At 32.6% G+C, this 19,894-nt stretch carries 14 protein-coding genes and 1 rRNA gene; 12 read left to right on the top strand and 3 right to left on the bottom strand.

Going from position 1 to position 19,894, the window contains the following annotated elements:
- Positions 1–102: ribosomal RNA gene (rrf, locus tag LG45_RS09895) — 5S ribosomal RNA — on the top strand; the annotation flags it as partial.
- Positions 103–254: 152 nt separating this feature from the next.
- Here the strand turns inward: rrf and LG45_RS09900 are convergent.
- Genes LG45_RS09900 through LG45_RS09910 form a run of 3 tightly spaced genes read right to left on the bottom strand, consistent with a single transcriptional unit; the run spans position 255 to position 2,301 of the window.
- Positions 255–782: a 2'-5' RNA ligase family protein gene (locus LG45_RS09900; protein ID WP_035126785.1), complete on the bottom strand. Its 528-nt coding sequence runs from the start codon at positions 780–782 to the stop codon at positions 255–257.
- Between the two features lie 10 nt (positions 783–792).
- Positions 793–1,437 carry an endonuclease III domain-containing protein gene (locus LG45_RS09905; protein ID WP_035126786.1) on the bottom strand — a complete coding sequence of 215 codons (645 nt, stop codon included), beginning with the start codon at positions 1,435–1,437 and terminating at the stop codon, positions 793–795.
- Positions 1,438–1,440: 3 nt separating this feature from the next.
- Positions 1,441–2,301, bottom strand: a complete 861-nt coding sequence (locus LG45_RS09910) for an alpha/beta hydrolase (RefSeq protein ID WP_035126787.1) — start codon at positions 2,299–2,301, stop codon at positions 1,441–1,443.
- Positions 2,302–2,375: 74 nt separating this feature from the next.
- Here LG45_RS09910 and LG45_RS09915 point away from each other — a divergent pair, with 74 nt between their 5' ends.
- The 11 genes from LG45_RS09915 to LG45_RS09965 all read left to right on the top strand — a co-directional run bounded on the left by LG45_RS09915 (position 2,376) and on the right by LG45_RS09965 (position 19,831).
- Positions 2,376–4,316, top strand: coding sequence for an alpha-1,4-glucan--maltose-1-phosphate maltosyltransferase (locus tag LG45_RS09915; RefSeq protein ID WP_035126788.1), 1,941 nt, complete (start codon positions 2,376–2,378; stop codon positions 4,314–4,316).
- A complete protein-coding gene (locus LG45_RS09920; protein WP_240471865.1) occupies positions 4,316–5,947 on the top strand; it encodes a maltokinase N-terminal cap-like domain-containing protein in 1,632 nt (543 codons plus the stop codon). The genes LG45_RS09915 and LG45_RS09920 overlap by 1 nt, the downstream gene beginning before the upstream one ends.
- A 182-nt stretch (positions 5,948–6,129) precedes the next feature.
- Complete coding sequence (gene glgB / locus LG45_RS09925; RefSeq protein WP_035126790.1) at positions 6,130–8,034, top strand: 1,4-alpha-glucan branching protein GlgB; 1,905 nt, start codon at positions 6,130–6,132, stop codon at positions 8,032–8,034.
- A 141-nt stretch (positions 8,035–8,175) separates the two neighbouring features.
- Positions 8,176–10,572, top strand: a complete 2,397-nt coding sequence (locus tag LG45_RS09930) for a glycoside hydrolase family 31 protein (RefSeq protein WP_035126791.1) — start codon at positions 8,176–8,178, stop codon at positions 10,570–10,572.
- Positions 10,573–10,708: 136 nt separating this feature from the next.
- Positions 10,709–11,527, top strand: a complete 819-nt coding sequence (locus LG45_RS09935; RefSeq protein ID WP_035126792.1) for a M48 family metallopeptidase — start codon at positions 10,709–10,711, stop codon at positions 11,525–11,527.
- An 85-nt stretch (positions 11,528–11,612) separates the two neighbouring features.
- On the top strand, positions 11,613–12,929 hold the full coding sequence (locus tag LG45_RS09940; RefSeq protein WP_035126793.1) for an MFS transporter: 1,317 nt from the start codon (positions 11,613–11,615) through the stop codon (positions 12,927–12,929).
- A gap of 23 nt (positions 12,930–12,952) precedes the next feature.
- Positions 12,953–13,939, top strand: coding sequence for a lipocalin family protein (locus LG45_RS09945; RefSeq protein ID WP_035126794.1), 987 nt, complete (start codon positions 12,953–12,955; stop codon positions 13,937–13,939).
- A 213-nt stretch (positions 13,940–14,152) separates the two neighbouring features.
- Complete coding sequence (gene lon, locus LG45_RS09950; RefSeq protein WP_035126795.1) at positions 14,153–16,606, top strand: endopeptidase La; 2,454 nt, start codon at positions 14,153–14,155, stop codon at positions 16,604–16,606.
- A 129-nt stretch (positions 16,607–16,735) separates the two neighbouring features.
- Entirely contained in the window at positions 16,736–17,773 is a 1,038-nt protein-coding gene (gene porQ, locus LG45_RS09955; protein WP_035126797.1) for a type IX secretion system protein PorQ, read from the top strand.
- Between the two features lie 12 nt (positions 17,774–17,785).
- On the top strand, positions 17,786–18,475 hold the full coding sequence (cmk, locus tag LG45_RS09960) for a (d)CMP kinase (protein WP_035126799.1): 690 nt from the start codon (positions 17,786–17,788) through the stop codon (positions 18,473–18,475).
- 102 nt (positions 18,476–18,577) lie between these two features.
- Positions 18,578–19,831, top strand: a complete 1,254-nt coding sequence (locus tag LG45_RS09965; protein WP_035126801.1) for a nucleoside permease — start codon at positions 18,578–18,580, stop codon at positions 19,829–19,831.
- The last annotated feature ends 63 nt before the right edge of the window (positions 19,832–19,894 follow it).

Genomic DNA, 19,894 nt, shown 5'->3' on the forward strand with positions numbered 1-19,894 from the left:
TTATTGCGTCGGGGCTCACCTCTTCCCATTCCGAACAGAGAAGTTAAGCCCGATTGCGCAGATGGTACTGCATAACTGTGGGAGAGTATGTCGCCGCCTTCTTTTTAAAAACCCTATCCAAATCGGATAGGGTTTTTTGTTTATATCAAGTTTAGACAAAATTGAGTAAAAGGTTAGTAGACCAGAATTTTAAATTTGATTGAGATGATGGCAAGCAAAATCATATTAGATTGGTTAATCATCTTTGATGTGAATTATTTGAAATTTATTTTTTCAATAATATCTGAATATTGTTTTGTTTGTTCATTAAATCTTCTAACACAGATACAATTACAAATAAATTCAAAATTAATGATTGTAGAACTAAATTGTTGCTTTGCTTTTTTCATTCTCTCTTCATCTAATCCTCTAGCTATGGTAATATGGGCGTTAGCATTTTTTACTTCAAAGCCTATAAATTTGTGTAAAGTAATAATTATTTTGTTTAGATACAATTGTGATTCGTCATCGGGGGAAATGTAAAAAGTATGATTGCCAAATGAATTAAAAGAATTAAACATAACTTTATGAGGAGTAATAGTTTTACAAAAATCTTTTATTCGATTTAAGTATAGTCCAAGTGCTAATTCACTTTCTAAGTTGATTATAGTGATATGCGCTTCGGAATTAAAACTCCCAAACCATCCAATTTCAGTTTTTAATGATTTTTTAAATAATTTAACTAAATTTTGTTGTTCCAAATAAGGAAATATAACCAAAGAGTACATTGGAATTTGTTTCATACTTTCTCAGTTAAATAGTTTTTAAAGTATATTGACAATAATTCTGAATTGGACATATTGTACATTTTGGATTAGTTGGTCTACATATTTCTCTTCCTAAAAATGAAATTGCCATTCCAATTTCTCCCCAAATTTCCTTTGGCAATAATTGCATTAATTGTTTCTCAACTTTATTTCCATCTTTTGTTTCTGAAATTAATCCAATTCTTGGTGCAACTCGAATCACATGTAAATCGGCAATGATACCTTCTGCAGGAACTTTAATTTCTCTCAATATTACATTTGCAGATTTTCTTCCAATTCCTTTTAATGCAATTAAATCACCTAAATTCATGGGAATATTTTGGTCTTCTTTGAGAGTTTGGGCAATTTCAATTATCCAATTTGCTTTGGTGCTATAATTTCTAACCTTAGAAATGTGTGGAATTAATGAATCAACATTTGAAATGGTAAGTGATTTTAAATTTGGATAAGTACTAAATAGTGAAGGTGCAATTTTATTAATATTTGCATCGGAATCTTGTGCAGATAAAATCACCATAATTATCAATTGATATAAATTTTTATAATCTAACGGATGTTTTCTATCACTATATTTTTCAATAATTGGATTTAAAACTTTAGTCCAATCTTTATTATCTTCAAATAAATTCATTTTTTAATTTATAAATTCAACAATTTTTGTAATTACTTCGTTATTTCCTAATATTTTTCTATGACCTAAATTTTTGGTTATCATCAAACATGAATTTTTTAAATTCTCTTTAATATGGAAAGCAGCTTTTACATTTACATCTTCATCATTCTCATCATGAATAATTAATACTGGAATTGAAACTATTTTTGCGGCATTTGAAGCAGAATAAAAATCCATTTTTGAGTCATATTTTTTTTCAAAATGATCTCTTAATTTTATTCCAATTTCGGCTTTTATTTCCAATTTCTTTATAAAGTCATCAATGATGTCTTGAATAACATCACCACTCCCAATAATTATAGCTTTTTTCAGTTCTAGATTTTGTTTAATAGCATTTAAAATTGACATACCGCCTAGGGAATGACCTACAGCAAACTCAAACGGACCAAATTCTTTGTCAATTTCTAGTATCGATTCGATAAATTCAAGCATTATTGAAGAATTACCTTTAGATTTTCCGTGCGCTGGAGCATCAAAACTGATAGTTGAGTATCCTAAATTTAAAAATTCATCAGCAATTTTTACTAATTGCGTTCCTCTTCCTGACCAACCATGTACTAATAAAATTTTTTTTACTCCAGCTCCATAATGATAAATATGAATGTCCTTTTTTATGGATGGAATGTGTAAAACATGTTGTTTACTTTCTCTATCCATATAATGTTCTCTTTTCGGAATCTTATGTTTTATTGGTGTTGTAAATAATTTTGCAGCAAATAGCGTAACTAATTTAGGTGAAATTACTTCTAATAATTTAGCAGTTAACAGTATTACTTTGGGAATTTTCAATGTTTGTGCTTCAACAGCAGTTTTTTTTGTCATTTCAATAATTTTTAATGCTCTTTATGAAGTATACTATTTTTTTGTAAATTAGGACATCATAAATATAACAAAAAATGCAAAATCAGACTCGTATAATTATTGAAAATATAAAACCACAACTCGATGGAGGTTTATTTCAAATTAAAAGAATTGTTGGACAAATTGTAACTGTAACTGCTGACGTTTTTTCTGATGGACACGATGTTGTTGAATGTTGTGTAAAATTTAAGCATGAAAAGGATAAAAAGTGGAGTGAAGTTAGATTAAATCACATAAGTAATGATGAATGGATAGCTTCATTCAAAGTTGAAAAGCAAGGAATTTACACCTATTTTATTGAAGGTTGGGTAGACTATGCACTTAATTGGCAACACGGAACCGAAAGAAAAATCAATGATAATCAACATGTAAAATCGGAGTTACTTGAAGGTGCCGAATATTGTTCTGCAATTTTAAAAGAAGTAACCAAAGACGAAAAAGCATATCTTAACAAAGCCATAAAGGCATTTCAAAACGAATCAGAATATAATGAAGCCATTCAAATTGCTTTATCAAATGAATTGCATCAAATTTTCAAAAAATATCCAACCAGAATTCTTGCAAATGCATCACACGAACTGCAAGTTTATGTTGATAGAAAGAAAGCTCTATTCAGTACTTGGTATGAATTTTTCCCACGTTCGTCCTCATCTGAACCAGGAAAACACGGAACTTTTAAAGACTGTGAAGTTTTGCTTCCAAGAGTTGCCGAAATGGGTTTTGATACCTTATATTTCCCACCGATTCATCCTATTGGTGAAGTAAACAGGAAAGGAAAAAACAATGCTACCAACTCCGAAACTGGTGATGTTGGTTCGCCATGGGGAATTGGTTCCCAACACGGCGGACATAAATCTACGCATCCTGAGTTAGGCACAATTGACGATTTTAAATCGTTAGTTAAAAAAGCAAAAGCACTCGGAATTGAAGTCGCCATGGATTATGCACTTCAAGCTGCGCCAGATCATCCATATGTTAAAGATTTTCCGCAATGGTTCAAATGGCGTCCAGATGGAACAGTTCAATATGCCGAAAATCCACCAAAAAAATACCAAGATATTCAACCTATTTATTTTGAAAGTTCCGATTGGAAAAATCTTTGGAAAGAACTTTTAGACGTTGCTCTATTTTGGATTGAAGAATGTGATATTAAAGTTTTTAGAGTAGATAATCCGCATACTAAACCATTTTATTTTTGGGGTTGGCTTATTTCAGAAATCAAAAAGAAACATCCAGACGTTTTATTTTTAGCCGAAGCTTTTACACGACCTAAAATCATGCATGAACTTGCAAAACAAGGGTTTACACAATCCTATTCTTATTTTACTTGGAGAAATTCTAAAGCAGAACTTATAGAATATGTAGAAGAATTGACTAAAACAGATCAGAAAGAGTTTTTTAGAGCCAATTTTTGGCCAAATACTCCAGATATAAATCCATATCCGTTGCAAAGCGGAAACGAGAGTATCTTTCTTCATAAATATTTTCTTGCGGCGACATTGAGTTCCAATGTTGGAATCTACGGTCCTGTTTATGAATATTTAGTTCATGCTGCAATGCCTGGGAAAGAGGAATATCATAACTCTGAAAAATACGAAATCTATCATTGGGATTGGAATGTTAGAAATAAAATGACCATGATAATTTCTAGAATTAATAAAATTCGACATGAATACGCTTCACTGCAGCAAACTACAAACATTCAATTTTGTAGTACTGATAATGATCAAGTATTAGCTTATTATAAATTTGACGATGAAAAACTAGATGAAACCCTGATGATTTGCAGCATAGATCCATATTATGCAAAACAAGTTTGGGTTCAATTGCCATTAAATTCTTTAGGATTAAGAAACGGTCAACCTATAAAAGTAACCGATTTGATTACCGGAAACAGCTACATCTGGGATAAAGAATGGAATTTTGTCGAATTACATCCTGCATTACCATTTCATTTATTTAAAATTCAAAAATAATGATGGACAATAAAATTAATGAAGATGAATTCCAAAACCCCTTTATTTTTAAAGTAGATTGGAAATATGCATTCGAAGACCACGATTTTGTTAAAGTTTTTTCATCAGATATTCTTGAAAATTATATTATCAACAAGCGTTGGTATGGCGGAAAAGCAAGTACATTAAAGTACATCGAAGTGGTTGATTGGTTTAAAATTACTTCCAAAAAAAATACCTATTATGGCGTTTTACTCGAAGTAAATTTTAAAGAAGCATTCTATCAGCATTATTTTATGCCAATTTCGTTTATGTCTGAAGACGAGTTGGATACCAATACTATTATTGCACCAGTCAAAATGAATGGGCAAGAAGGTTTTCTAGTGGACGCATTACATCAAGAAGATTTCAGAAAATTGCTGTTTGATAAAATTGTATCTTCAGGAAATAAAGACGAAAAAGTAAAGTTTCATAAAGGAGAAAAATTAGAAGATAAAGAATACATTTCTTCCAAATTTATGGGTGTTGAGCAAAGTAACACTTCAATAATTTATAATTCTAATTTGGTTTTAAAAATATTTAGACGAATTTATATAAGTACTAATCCGGACTATGAAATAAGTCGATTTCTAACTGAAAGAATGGATTTTCAGTATTCGCCAGCTTATACAGGTAGCATAAGCGTGGTGTTGACCGAAGGAAATATTACACTTGGATTAATGCAAGAATTGGTTCCAAATCAAGGAGATGCTTGGCAATTCATGTTGGAAGAAGTTGATAGGATTTTTGATAATCTGAAAACCAAAAAAATCAACATTGCAAAACTTCCTGATATCGATTTGTTTCAACGTTTGAAAATCAATGAAGTGCCGCACGAAATTATCGATTGGGCTGGTTTAAGTATTTTTTTACGAATTCGAACTTTGGCAACAAGAACTGCTGAAATGCACATCGCACTTGGAGCTGATATTCACGATACAGCTTTTACGCCAACAACTTACAACGGCGATTATACCGTTTGGTTGAAAAACAGATTGACCTATCAATTTCAAAATCGACTAAATATTTTAGAAAATAATTTACATAAGCTAGAAGGATTAGCGCTAGAACTAGCCAATCAGTTTCTTGATAATAAAAAGGAAATTCGTAAATTGTTTTTAGATTTCGATTGGACTAAAATGAAATCAGAGCGTATCAGAATTCATGGCGATTATCATCTCGGTCAAGTGCTTGTCAACGGAGATGATTTTTATTTACTAGATTTTGAAGGCGAACCAGAAAGTACAATCCGTGACAGAAAAGTAAAACAACCACCATTGAAAGATGTTGCTGGAATGTTTAGATCGTTTCATTATTCGATATATGCAACATTGTTTAATAACAAAGATAAATATCCATACGATCAAAAAGAACTTTTTCAAGCTGGAGAAATTTTATTCAAATATTTCGTTGGAGTTTTCATTCAAACGTATACCGAAGTTGCTCAAGGAGGAAATTTAAACATTGGCTACAGGAAAGAAATCGATTTTTTGTTGAAATATTGTATTCTTGAAAAAGCAGTTTATGAGCTAGGATATGAACTCAACTCGCGACCTCGATGGGCAGTAATTCCGCTTACTGGTATTGCAAGTATAATGGAGTTTAATAAGTAAGGTAGTTTTAAAAAACGAGAATTTCACAAAAGACACAACCAATCTAGCCCTGATTGCAGTGGCACGAAGTAGAACGGAAAGCAGGAATAGGGAAACCAAAAAATGCCCGAGCCATCCGCTCTAAATAAAGAAAACCATCGACAAATTTAAATGTCGTAAAAAACCATAAAAACATTTAATAAATGAACCAAGTACAAACACATTCCTTACTTACCGATTTCGATATCGAATTATTTAAAGCAGGAAAACATTTTAGATTATACGAAAAATTAGGTGCACATCTAACTGAAGTTAATGGTGTAAAAGGCGTGTACTTTGCAGTTTGGGCACCATCGGCACGATCGGTTTCTGTGGTTGGCGATTTTAATTTTTGGGTTCAAGGCGAACATCAACTCAATGTGCGTTGGGATAGCTCTGGAATTTGGGAAGGTTTTATACCTGGTGTTGATAAAGGAACAACGTACAAATATAAAATTCAGTCCAATAATGGGGGAATTATCACCGAAAAAGCCGATCCTTTTGCTTTATATTGCGAACATCCGCCTCATACAGCGTCTGTAATTTGGGATTTAGATTACAAGTGGAAAGACACCAAATGGATGGAAACCAGAAAGGATAAAAACGGATTAGACAAACCTTATTCTGTTTATGAAGTACATCTTGGTTCATGGAAACGCAATAACGAAGGAAAATTTCTAACCTATATTGAACTTGCTGATGAGTTGGTTTCGTATGTAAAAGAAACCGGATTTACCCACGTAGAATTCATGCCAGTGATGGAATATCCTTACGATCCGTCTTGGGGTTATCAATTGGTTGGCTACTTTGCACCAACATCACGCTTTGGAAAACCGCAAGATTTTATGCTTTTAGTAGATAAATTACATCAAGCTGGAATTGGAGTTATCTTGGATTGGGTGCCATCGCATTTTCCAGATGATGCTCATGGTTTAGGGTTTTTTGATGGTTCGAATTTATACGAACATCCCGATAGACGAAAAGGTTATCATCCCGATTGGAAGAGTTTGGTTTTTAATTATGGACGAAATGAAGTACGTTCGTTCTTGATTAGTAATGCAATTTTCTGGTTGAAAAATTACCACGTTGATGGACTTCGAGTTGATGCAGTTGCTTCAATGTTATATCTAGATTATTCTCGAAAAGATGGCGAATGGGAACCCAATATTTTTGGAGGAAGAGAAAATCTCGATACCATAAGTTTTCTTAAAGATTTTAACGAAGCAGTTTATTTGGAATTTCCAGATGTGCAAACAATTGCTGAAGAAAGTACTTCATTTCCAATGGTTTCGCGTCCAACATTTATTGGTGGATTAGGATTTGGAATGAAATGGATGATGGGTTGGATGCACGATACTTTGCAATATTTCCAAAAAGAAAGTGTGTACAGAAGATTTCATCAGAACGATTTAACGTTCTCAATGACCTACGCTTTTACCGAAAATTTCATGTTACCATTATCTCACGATGAAGTGGTTTACGGAAAAAAATCAATCTTAGGTAGAATGACTGGTGATGAATGGCAGAAATTTGCGAATTTACGTTTGCTTTACGGTTATATGTTCACGCATCCTGGAACTAAATTATTGTTTATGGGATCTGAATTTGGTCAAAGCACCGAATGGAATTTTGAAGGTAGTTTAGATTGGCATTTGATACAATTTGGCTACCACGACGGAATTAAGAAATGCATTACCGATTTAAATGCGTTGTATAAAACGTATCCAGCGCTATTTGAAAAGCAATTTTCTGTCGATGGATTTGAATGGATCAATTATTCTGATCATGAAAATGCTGTTTTATCCTATGTAAGAAAAGGAAATAATGAGAAAGATAATTTGATAATTGTTTGTAATTTCACACCAGTTGTAAGAGGAAATTACAGAATCGGATTGCCATCAAAAGGAAAGCTTACCGAAATTTTTAATTCTGATAAAGTAGAATACGGTGGAAGTGGAGTAACCAATTCTAAAGCAATTAAAATCGATAAACAATCGTGGAATTACAGAGATTATTCAGCCGAAGTTGTGCTTCCGCCTTTGGGTGTGAGTGTATTTAAAATCAGTTAATGACAACAAAACGGATGTGAATTTCACATCTTTTTTGTTTTATCACCAATCGCAAACGTTTTCGTTAAAAAGTACTTTGTCTATATCAATCATTTATAGTGTCATCTTTGTAAATTTGGCACATTGTCTAAATTTTTTATTATGATTATCAACACCGAATTAGAATATAAAGGTGATTTATTCCCTTCCAAAATAGTCTCATATACGCAAGAAGTTGATTCGATTTTCTTCAATACCGATAATAATGTAATTTTAAAAGTTACTGTGCTTCGTGACAGTATGATTCGTTTTAGATTTACTACAAAAGGATATTTCAGTAATGACTTTTCGTATGCCATTGATAAATCACAATCGCATGGGTATAATAATTTAGAAGTTAGCGAAGAGAAAGATCATTTTAAAATTAAAACTTCTAAAGTTTCTGTTATTGTTCAAAAACATGATTTGCGAGTGGGAATCTATGACCTTGACGGAAAAACAATTCTTGAAGATGAAATTGGTTTTCATTGGGAAGAAAATTATGAATACGGAGGAAATATCGTAAAAATGAGTAAAGTTTCGCGTGATGGCGAGAGTTTTTACGGATTGGGTGATAAAGCAACACATCTAAATTTAAAAGGAAAAAGATTAGAAAATTGGGCTACAGATCAATATGCTTTCTCGAAAGATCAAGAACCCTTATACAAAGTAGTTCCTTTTTATATAGGGTTACATGATGATGTTTCTTACGGAGTTTTCTTCGATAATACCTTTCGTTCGTATTTCGATTTTGCACACGAAAGAAAAAATGTAACGAGTTTTTGGGCCGATGGTGGCGAAATGAACTACTACTTTATTTATGGTCCTAAAATGAGTGATGTGGTAAAAACGTACACGCATTTAACAGGAAAACCAGAACTTCCTCCATTATGGACGTTAGGATATCATCAATGTAAATGGAGTTATTATCCAGAGAGTAAAGTCAAAGAAATTACTGGAAAGTTTAGAGAATTGCAAATTCCGTGTGACGCTATTTACCTTGATATTGATTATATGGAAGGTTTTAGATGTTTTACTTGGAGCAAAGAATATTTTCCCGATCCAAAACGAATGGTTGCCGAATTAGCAAAAGACGGATTTAAAACCGTAGTAATCATCGATCCAGGTATTAAAATTGATAAAGATTATTGGGTTTACAAAGAAGGTTTAGAAAAAGATTATTTCTGCAAAAGAGCCGATGGACCCTACATGAAAGGTAAAGTTTGGCCTGGAGATTGTAATTTTCCAGATTATACAAATCCTGAAGTTAGAGAATGGTGGGCAGGATTATTTAAAGAATTAGTTTCAGAAATAGGAGTGAAAGGTGTATGGAATGATATGAACGAACCAGCAGTTATGGAAGTTCCTACCAAAACTTTTCCGCTTGACGTTCGTCATAATTATGATGGAAATAATTGTAGTCATAGAAAGGCACATAATGTTTATGGAACGCAAATGGCAAGAGCAACTTACGAAGGAATTAAACGATTTGCTTATCCAAAACGTCCTTTTGTAATAACACGTTCAGCGTATTCTGGTGCTCAAAGATATACTTCGTCTTGGACAGGTGATAACGTTGCAACTTGGGAACATTTGTGGATTGCAAATATTCAAATGCAACGGATGTCAATGTCGGGAATGGGTTTCACAGGTTCAGATATTGGAGGATTTGCAGAACAACCTTCGGCAGAATTATATGCTCGTTGGATTCAACTTGGTGTTTTTCACCCATTTTGTAGAACGCATTCATCAGGCCATCATGGTGAGCAAGAACCATGGAGTTTTGGCGATGAAGTAATTGATATTACTCGAAAATTTGTAGAATTGCGTTATCAATTATTACCTTATTTATATACCATGTTTTGGCAATATGTAAATGATGGTGTGCCAATGTTAAAACCTTTAGTTTATTTTGACCAAGAAGACAAACAAACGCATTACAGAACCGACGAATTTATTTTTGGTAATCAAATTCTAGTTTGTCCAATTCTTGAACCGAATGCATTGGGCAGAAGAATGTATTTACCTCAAGGAAATTGGTACAATTACTGGACACAAGAAGTCGTTAAAGGTAAACGCGAATTATGGGTTGCCACCGATTTCGATCAGATTCCACTTTTTGTAAAAGAAGGAGCGATTATTCCGAAATATCCAATACAACAGTATGTCGGTGAACTTGAAATTGTTGATCTTTCTTTAGAAGTTTTTTATAAATTAGGGAAAGAAAAATCACACGTTTATGAAGATGCTCAAGATGGTTACGATTACAACAAAGGTAGATATAGTTATAAAACTTTTAGTTTAAATGGTAAAGATAAAGAGCTTATCATTCAGCAACATAAAGAGGGTGATTTTGAAACATTATATAAAACAATTAAAATTAGTTTGATTGGATTACCCTTCAAAATAAAAGAAATCGAAATTGACAATGAGAAAGTGAGTTTTGAAAGCGTTTCTTATGATGGAAATTGTTGTATAACTGTTGATAAAGACTTTACGGAACTGCATTTAATAGGATAGTTTTATCATCTATTCATTAATTGAGATTTATTAATCGCGATATTATAATAATATAATTATTTTGATTAATCATGTAATATTCAAAAGTTAAAATTTTGTATTTTTACTTTATCAAAAACAAATTAATTTTATTAAAATGAAAAACAAATATATTTTTGGAGGAATCGCAATCTTAGCATTAATAGTTGCCTGTTCAACAAATCCATTTACCGGAAAAAGTACAATGGCACTTGTACCAAATAGTCAAATATTTCCAATGGCTTTTCAAGAATACAGTACTTTTTTGACTCAAAATAAAGTAATTAAAAACACTGCTGAGTCAAGAAAAATTGAAACTATTGGAACAAAAATTAAAGTTGCAGCTGAAAGATGGTTGGCTGCCAATGGTCATTCAGATTATTTAGCAGGTTACAGCTGGGAATATAATTTAGTAGAAGATAAAGCAGTTAATGCTTGGTGTATGCCTGGAGGAAAAATTGTTTTTTACACCGGAATTTTACCAGTTTGTAAAGATGATGCTGGAATTGCAGCAGTTATGGCTCATGAAGTGGCACATGCACTTTCTAATCATGGTCAACAAAGAATGAGTGCAGGATTAGTGCAACAATTAGGACAAGTAGGCGCAGCTGTTGCAGTTGGAAATCAAGACCCACAAACTCAAGAAATGGTGATGCAAGCTTACGGAATAGGTTCGCAAGTTGGTGTTATGTTACCTTTTAGTAGAAAACATGAAAGTGAAGCTGATATGATTGGACTAACTTTAATGGCTATTGCTGGTTATAATCCGCAAAATGCCGTTTCCGTTTGGGAAAGAATGTCTGCTCAATCAAATGGCCAAGCACCACCAGAAATTTTAAGTACGCACCCAAGTAATGAAACTAGAATCAAAAATTTAACAGCATTAATTCCACAAGCAAAAGCCGAAGCTGCAAAATTTGGGGTAACTTTTAAATAACATTGTAATTATAAAAAAAGAGTATATTTGAAGCTGTCAATTTTTATTGACAGCTTTTTTAATTCAATAAATTAAACAAACAAGTATGCCAAATTTAGAAAAAGGAAATCCGAAATTATTAAATGCCTGGGCTTTTTACGATTGGGCAAATTCTGTTTACAGTTTAGTAATTGCATCTGCAGTATTTCCGATTTTCTATGAAATGATTTTCAAAGAAAGCGGAAAAAACTATGTAATGTTTTTAGGATACAAATGCAAAGATACCGCTATGATTAGCTTTGTAACGGCTTTTGCTTTTCTTATTGTTGCTATTTTTTCACCATTTCTTTCGGGTATTTCTGATTACTTAGGAAACAAAAAAGCTTTTATGAGATTTTTTTGCTACTTGGGCGGACTTTCTTGCATTGGATTATTTTGGTTTAATTTAGATAACTTATTTTTTAGTTATGCTGCTTATTTTTTTGGTTTGATAGGGTTCTGGTCGAGTTTGGTTTTTTATAATTCTTATCTACCAGATATTGCTTTTCCTGAACAACAAGACAAAGTTAGTGCTAGAGGATTTTCAATGGGATACATTGGAAGTACATTATTGTTAATTATAAATTTAGCAATGGTAATGTTTCCAGATACGTTCGGTATTGAGTCTCCAAAAATGGCAATGCGAATTTCATTCTTAATGGTTGGAATTTGGTGGATAGGTTTTAGTCATGTAACCTATTATTATCTGCCAAAAGGAAATAGAAACAACGTTCCACTTACCAAAGATTTTATTTTTAAAGGTTTTCACGAATTAAAAAATGTTTGGAAACAATTGCAGCAAAATGAAGCACTTAAAAGATATCTGAATAGTTATTTTGTTTTTATAATGGCTGTTCAAACGGTAATGCTTGTGGCAACCTACTTTGGTGCAACAGAAGTTACTTGGGGAGAAACCGATAAAACAATGGGCTTAATTATCAGTATTTTGCTAATTCAATTGGTTGCTGTAATTGGTGCTTTTTTAACATCAAGAGCTTCAGCCAAATTTGGCAATATTAATACTTTAATTTTCTTAAATGCATTTTGGGCCATTTTATGCGCTTTTGCCTATTTTGTTCACACTCCTGTTCAATTTTATGCTACTGCAGGTTTTGTAGGTCTTGTTATGGGAGGAATTCAATCATTAGCAAGATCAACTTATTCGAAACTTTTACCAGAAACCGATGACACTGCATCATTCTTCAGTTTTTATGATGTTACCGAGAAAGTAGGAATTGTTATCGGAATGTCAATTTACGGAATCATTGACCAAGTAACAGGTTCTATGAGAAATGCTATTGTCTTTTTAGGAGTGTTTTTTATCGTTGGACTGCTTCTGCTTTTAAGAGTTCCTAAAAATAATTTTGCATTGAATAAAAAATAATTATATTTGGAAAAAATATCATAATGAAACAAATAAAATTTTTATCAGCATTAATTATTCTTTTTAGTGCATTTACTTTTACTTCTTGCGATAATGAAGCAATAGATCCTGCTCTTAATCCTGATGATTTTGGTGGTGGCGGTGTTCCAACTGGCGGAGCTTTTACAGCTAAAGTTGATGGCGTAGATTTTAATGCAAATGAATTAATTGAGGCAGATTATACCAATACAGCATTTGGTACTCAATTGAATATTATTGGAGCTACAAGTAGTGGTAAGATTATGCATATGCAAATTCTCAACCCAACAGTGGGAACAAGAACAGCAACTGATAATATAGAAACATTGTTAACTTTTTCATATTTTGCAAGTGTTAACGATCAATATTCGTCAATAAATATATCAAATGGAAGTTATAATGGAACTATTACAATAACTGAATTCAATTTGTCAACAAATAAAGTTTCAGGAACATTTAGTTTTATTGGTTACGGCACAACGTCAAGCACTGCTCAAGTTGAAGTAACTACAGGTGTTTTTAATAATATTACTTTTCAAAACGACGTAACAACAACTCCGCCTCCTGGAATTGTTGGTTCTTATCTTCTTACAGCATTTAATACTTCGGTTCCTACTGATTTAAATGGAGATGGAACTAATTCAACAAATCAATTAAACGAAACAACATGTTTTAATGATTCATTTTTAACTATTAATGCAAATAATACATTTTCAACAGATGCTAAAGGTATCGAAATCATTTTTGGAACTGGTGGAGGAGTTGATGAAGTTGGATGTTTTGAAGATCCTGAAATAACAGGAACTTGGTCGCTTAATGGAAACCAAATATCATTTACTTACACAGATGAAGGCGAAATATATACTGATGTATTTACAGTTACAGGAAATACTTTAACCTTCACTTTAGAAGATGGAGACATTGTAGGAAATGCCGGCGGATCACCAGTTTACCTTACATCTGATATTACTTTAATATATACAAAGCAGTAAATAAATAATTCAACAATACTAAAATTAATCCGTCTTTATGGCGGATTTTTTTTTGTGGCACAGTCATTGCATTTTTAATAATAATATCGATAAAGTTTGACTTCCTTTGATTTTATGGTAATTTTAGTGCCATACATCGATTATAATTTCTCAGCCTTTATCAAAAAGTTATATTTGTTTAAATTTTAATGTCACATTGACTCAAACTGAAATATGTCAAATCACAAAATACTAACCTTTGACAATTTGTCATTGCAAGAATTCGATACAGAAGCCGATTTAATTCCACTCTTAACGCCAGAAGATGAAGCAGAAATGACCAATGAGGAACTTCCTGATTCATTACCAATTCTTCCTTTGAGAAACACCGTTCTTTTTCCTGGTGTAGTAATTCCGATTACCGCAGGAAGAGACAAATCTATTAAGTTAATCAACGAAGCCAATGCGGGCAATAAAATTATTGGTGTTGTTGCTCAAATAAATGAAGAAGATGAAGATCCTACAAAAAACGATATCAATAAAGTTGGAACTGTCGCGAGAATTCTAAGAGTTTTAAAAATGCCTGATGGAAACATAACTGTTATCCTTCAAGGTAAAAAACGATTTGAAATTGATGAAGTAATTTCAGAAACACCCTATATTACTGCTAAAATTAAAGAATGTCCAGAAAAAAGACCTGGAAAACACGATACAGAATTTTCTACAATTGTTGAATCAATTAAAGAATTGGCAATCGAAATTATTAAAGAAAGTCCTAATATTCCTACCGAAGCTACTTTTGCAATTAAAAATATCGAAAGTCAGTCGTTTCTGATCAATTTTGTTTCTTCAAATATGAATCTTTCTGTTGAAGAAAAACAAACATTATTGGTAATGAATGTTCTTAAAGAAAGAGCTTTAGAAACCTTGCGATACATGAACGTGGAATTGCAAAAATTGGAACTTAAAAACGATATTCAATCTAAAGTTCGTTTCGATTTAGACCAACAACAACGCGAATATTTCTTGCATCAACAAATGAAAACCATTCAAGAAGAATTGGGTGGCGTTTCTAATGAGCAAGAATTTGAAGAAATGCGTACCAAAGCAAAAGCCAAAAAATGGGACGATAAAACGAGTAAACATTTTGAGAAAGAATTTTCAAAATTACAACGTATGAATCCGCAAGCGCCAGATTTTGGTATTCAAAGAAACTATTTAGAGTTGTTTTTAGATTTGCCTTGGAGTGTTTATTCTAAAGATAATTTCAATTTAAAAAACGCTCAAAAAGTTTTAGATAGAGATCACTTTGGATTGGAAGATGTCAAAAAAAGAATGATTGAACATTTAGCAGTTTTAAAATTGCGAAATGATATGAAATCTCCAATTATTTGTTTAACTGGACCTCCAGGAGTTGGAAAAACTTCTATTGGTAAATCTGTGGCCGAAGCTTTAGGTCGCGAATATGTTCGAATTTCACTCGGTGGATTACGTGACGAAGCAGAAATTCGTGGACACAGAAAAACTTATATCGGTGCAATGCCTGGACGTATTATCCAAAGTATTAAAAAGGCACAAACATCGAATCCAGTTTTTATTTTGGATGAAATTGATAAATTATCAACTAGTAATCAAGGAGATCCATCTTCAGCATTATTAGAAGTTTTAGATCCAGAGCAAAATAATTCATTCTACGATAATTTCCTAGAAATGGGTTACGATTTATCTAAAGTGATGTTTATTGCAACTTCAAATACCATGTCAACCATCCAACCTGCGTTAAAAGACAGAATGGAAGTGATTAAAATGACAGGTTACACAACCGAAGAAAAAGTGGAAATAGCGCGTCAGCATTTATTTCCAAAGCAATTAAAAGAACACGGATTAACTTCTAAAGCTTTAACGATTGGGAAAAAACAATTAGAAAAAATCGTTGAGGGTTACACACGTGAATCGGGTGTGAGAAGTCTGGAACAGAAAATTGCACAAGTTATAAGAAACGCTGCAAAATCGGTTGCAATGGAAGAGGAATACAATACAAAAGTAACCGATGAAGATATTGTAAAAGTTTTAGGTTCGCCAAAATTAGAACGTGACAAAGCCGAAGGAAATGATGTTGCTGGAGTGGTTACTGGCTTAGCTTGGACTTCTGTTGGTGGCGATATTTTATTTATAGAATCATTGATTTCGAAAGGAAAAGGCGCATTAACCTTAACAGGAAATTTAGGTACAGTTATGAAAGAATCGGCTACAATTGCCTTAGAATATATTAAAGCAAATGCCGAACTTTTTGGATTAGATCAAGATATTTTAACCAAATACAATATTCACTTACACGTACCAGAAGGAGCAACTCCAAAAGACGGACCAAGTGCTGGAATTGCAATGCTAACTTCTATGATTTCGCTTTTAACCCAAAAGAAGATTAAAAAAGGTATCGCCATGACAGGTGAAATTACTTTACGCGGAAAAGTACTTCCTGTTGGAGGAATTAAAGAAAAAATTCTCGCTGCTAAACGCGCCAACATTAAAGAAATAATTTTATGTCACGAAAATAAAAGTGATATTGAAGAAATAAAAGCCAATTATCTAGAAGGTCTAACGTTTCATTATGTGAAAGAAATGAGCGAAGTTATTGACATTGCCATCACAAATCAAAAGGTGAAAAACGCTAAAATCATAGATTAATTTGTTTATATTATATATTTTGAAGGCATGAGAAATAAAACTCATGCCTTTTTATTTTTGTTTTCACGATAACTTTAAAAATAATATCTTCGCATTTCCGTTATAGATAGAGAAATTGCTATTTTTTGTATGTTAAAAAGACTACTTATCGTTCTTATGATGCTTTTTTGTGCTGTAAATTACAGTCAAGTTGGCGGTAAATCAGTTTATCAATTTCTCAACTTGGTAACATCTCCACGTCAGGCTGCGCTTGGTGGAAAGGTAATTACGATTTATGATAATGATGTTAACCAAGTACATTTTAATCCTGCAACAATCAATGCTGAAATGGACAATCACTTGTCTTTAAATTACGGAAATTATTACGGCGAAGTAACCTATGGAACTGCGGCGTATGCTTACACTTATGACAGACACGTGCAAACATTTCACGCCGGAGTGAATTATGTAAATTACGGAAAATTTGAAGGTTTCGACGAAAATGGTCAGCCTACAACTTCTTTTACGGGTAGTGAAGCGGCGCTTTCTTTTGGGTACGCGTACAATGTTCCGTTTACCAATTTTTATTTTGGAGCTAACGCCAAATTAATTTCGTCTACTTTAGAAAGTTATAATTCTATTGGTGGCGCGGTCGATTTTGGAGCACTTTTTATAGACGAAGGAAACGATGTTAATTGGGCTTTGGTAGTAAGAAATGTTGGAACGCAAATTACAACTTACGCTGGAAACAGTGAAAAATTACCGCTTGAAATACTTATCGGTGTTTCGCAAGAAGTTGAAAATGTACCTATTCGTTGGCATTTAACTTTAGAGAACATGCAACAATGGAATGTTGCTTTTTCAAATCCGAATAGAGCAACAGGAAGTATTGATGGTGGTTCATCTCAAGAAAAAGTTGGATTTATAAACAATGCTTTACGACATGTCGTTGTTGGAGCCGAATTATTTCCAACCAAAGGATTCAACATTAGATTAGGATACAATTTTAGAAGAGCTGAAGAATTGCGTGTGGTAGAACAGCGAAATTTTTCTGGAATTTCGCTTGGAGTTGGATTGAAAATGGGTAATATCAAATTTAATTATTCCTACTCAAGATACACTTTAGCGGCAAATACAAGTTTGTTCGGATTAACAATCGATTTTTCGGATAAACGTTATCAATATTAAAATACATCACATTTGAAAAACATTACAATTGCAATAGACGGATTTTCATCAACAGGGAAAAGTACTTTAGCCAAACAATTAGCCAAACATTTGGGTTATATTTATGTTGATACTGGCGCAATGTATCGTGCTGTAGCTTTATTCTCTATGCAAAACGGCTATATTTCTGCTGAATACTTTGATAAAGAAACACTTGTGAATAGTCTTCCAAACATCAAATTACATTTTGAATTTAACGCCGAATTAGGTTTTGCCGAAATGTTTCTAAATAATGTAAACGTAGAAAAGGAAATTCGAACGATAGAAGTGTCCAATTTTGTTAGTAAAATAGCTGAAGTTTCTCAAGTTAGAGCCAAATTGGTAGAACAACAGCAAGAAATGGGAAGAAATAAAGGAATCGTTATGGATGGACGCGACATTGGAACTGTAGTTTTTCCTGATGCCGAACTTAAAATATTCATGACTGCAAGTGCAGAAACTAGAGCGCAAAGACGATTTGACGAACTTCAATCCAAAGGCGATAATGTATCTTATGAAGAAGTTTTAAAAAATGTTCAAGAGCGTGATTATATTGATTCTCACAGAGACGATTCTCCTTTAGTGATTGCGGATGATGCCATAGAAATCGATAATTCTTACCTTACAAGAGAAGAACAATTCGCCGCAGTTTTAGAATTGGTTGATGAAGTAATCAATTCTTAAAAATTCAGCTTTGTCATTCTGACAAAAAAAATCAAATCATTTGGTAATTTCAATATTAATAGTAGATTTACAATCTATTTACGTTATAAAAATATAGTTGTTATGAGTATAAAATTTAGATTAACTCTAATGAGTTTTCTTCAGTTCTTCGTTTGGGGTGCATGGTTGATTACTGTTGCAAATTACTGGTTTGGAACTAAACAATGGAGTGGAGCCGAATTTGGAGCAATATTTTCAACATTAGGAATTTCTTCTATTATAATGCCTGCTATAACTGGAATTATTGCTGATAAATATGTTAATGCCGAAAAATTATACGGAGTTCTTCATATTTTAGGTGGAATTGCTTTAATGTATATTCCTCAAGTTGATAATCCTTCGACTTTTTATTATGTGATTTTTGCAGCGATGTTGTGCTATATGCCAACGATTTCTTTGTCAAATTCAATTGCATATAATATTTTAAAAACAAATAATTTTGATGTTGTAAAAGTATTTCCACCAATTAGAGTTTGGGGAACAATTGGTTTTATTGTAGCCATGTGGATTACCAATTTATCTGGAAATAAAGCATCTTACAATATGTTTTATCTTGCTGCAATCGCTGCTATTGCGTTGGGATTTTATTCTTTTTCATTACCAAAATGTCCGCCACAAAAATTAATTTCGAAAGATGCGAGTATAATTGAAAAACTTGGTTTGGATGCATTCAAATTGTTTGGAACTTATAAAATGGCATTGTTTTTTATTTTTTCAATGTTTCTTGGTGGCGCTTTGCAATTGACAAACATGTATGGTGATGTCTATTTATCAGAATTTTCTAAAGTTCCAGAATATGCCGATTCATTTGTTGTGAAATATTCTACAATAATAATGTCTATTTCTCAAGTTTCTGAAACTTTGTTTATTCTTGCAATTCCGTTTTTCTTAAAGCGATTTGGAATCAAACAAGTAATGTTAATTTCAATGTTGGCATGGGTTTTACGTTTCGGATTATTTGCTTACGGAAATCCTGTTGACGGATTATGGATGATTATTGTTTCGTGTATTGTTTACGGAATGGCATTTGATTTCTTCAATATTTCCGGTTCTTTGTTTATAGAAACTACAACTGATTCTAAAATTCGTTCTTCGGCTCAAGGTTTGTTTATGATGATGTCTAACGGTTTCGGAGCTTTCTTTGGCGGAATCATAAGTGGAATTGTAATTGACAACTATTTTACAAACAATGGCGTAAGAGATTGGCACAGCATTTGGCTAGCATTTGCAGGATATGCTTTAGTTATTGCAATTGCTTTTGCAGTTTTATTTAAACACAAACACAATCCAAACGATGTGGCGAATGTAAGTCATTAAAATATAAAATTTCAAAACCCGATAATCATAAAGAATTATCGGGTTTTTTAATTCAATACCATT

Source organism: Flavobacterium aquatile LMG 4008 = ATCC 11947 (assembly GCF_000757385.1).
Classification (GTDB): Bacteria; Bacteroidota; Bacteroidia; order Flavobacteriales; family Flavobacteriaceae; genus Flavobacterium; species Flavobacterium aquatile.

Excerpts from the sequence above, each read along its gene's own strand:
- LG45_RS09965 (WP_035126801.1), top strand. The coding sequence starts at position 18,578 with ATGAGTATAAAATTTAGATTAACTCTAATGAGTTTTCTTCAGTTCTTC.
- LG45_RS09935 (WP_035126792.1), top strand. The coding sequence starts at position 10,709 with ATGAAAAACAAATATATTTTTGGAGGAATCGCAATCTTAGCATTAATA.
- LG45_RS09940 (WP_035126793.1), top strand. The coding sequence starts at position 11,613 with ATGCCAAATTTAGAAAAAGGAAATCCGAAATTATTAAATGCCTGGGCT.
- LG45_RS09920 (WP_240471865.1), top strand. The coding sequence starts at position 4,316 with ATGATGGACAATAAAATTAATGAAGATGAATTCCAAAACCCCTTTATT.
- LG45_RS09910 (WP_035126787.1), bottom strand. The coding sequence starts at position 2,301 with ATGACAAAAAAAACTGCTGTTGAAGCACAAACATTGAAAATTCCCAAA.
- LG45_RS09900 (WP_035126785.1), bottom strand. The coding sequence starts at position 782 with ATGAAACAAATTCCAATGTACTCTTTGGTTATATTTCCTTATTTGGAA.
- LG45_RS09905 (WP_035126786.1), bottom strand. The coding sequence starts at position 1,437 with ATGAATTTATTTGAAGATAATAAAGATTGGACTAAAGTTTTAAATCCA.
- LG45_RS09915 (WP_035126788.1), top strand. The coding sequence starts at position 2,376 with ATGCAAAATCAGACTCGTATAATTATTGAAAATATAAAACCACAACTC.
- LG45_RS09945 (WP_035126794.1), top strand. The coding sequence starts at position 12,953 with ATGAAACAAATAAAATTTTTATCAGCATTAATTATTCTTTTTAGTGCA.
- porQ (WP_035126797.1), top strand. The coding sequence starts at position 16,736 with ATGTTAAAAAGACTACTTATCGTTCTTATGATGCTTTTTTGTGCTGTA.
- lon (WP_035126795.1), top strand. The coding sequence starts at position 14,153 with ATGTCAAATCACAAAATACTAACCTTTGACAATTTGTCATTGCAAGAA.
- glgB (WP_035126790.1), top strand. The coding sequence starts at position 6,130 with ATGAACCAAGTACAAACACATTCCTTACTTACCGATTTCGATATCGAA.
- LG45_RS09930 (WP_035126791.1), top strand. The coding sequence starts at position 8,176 with ATGATTATCAACACCGAATTAGAATATAAAGGTGATTTATTCCCTTCC.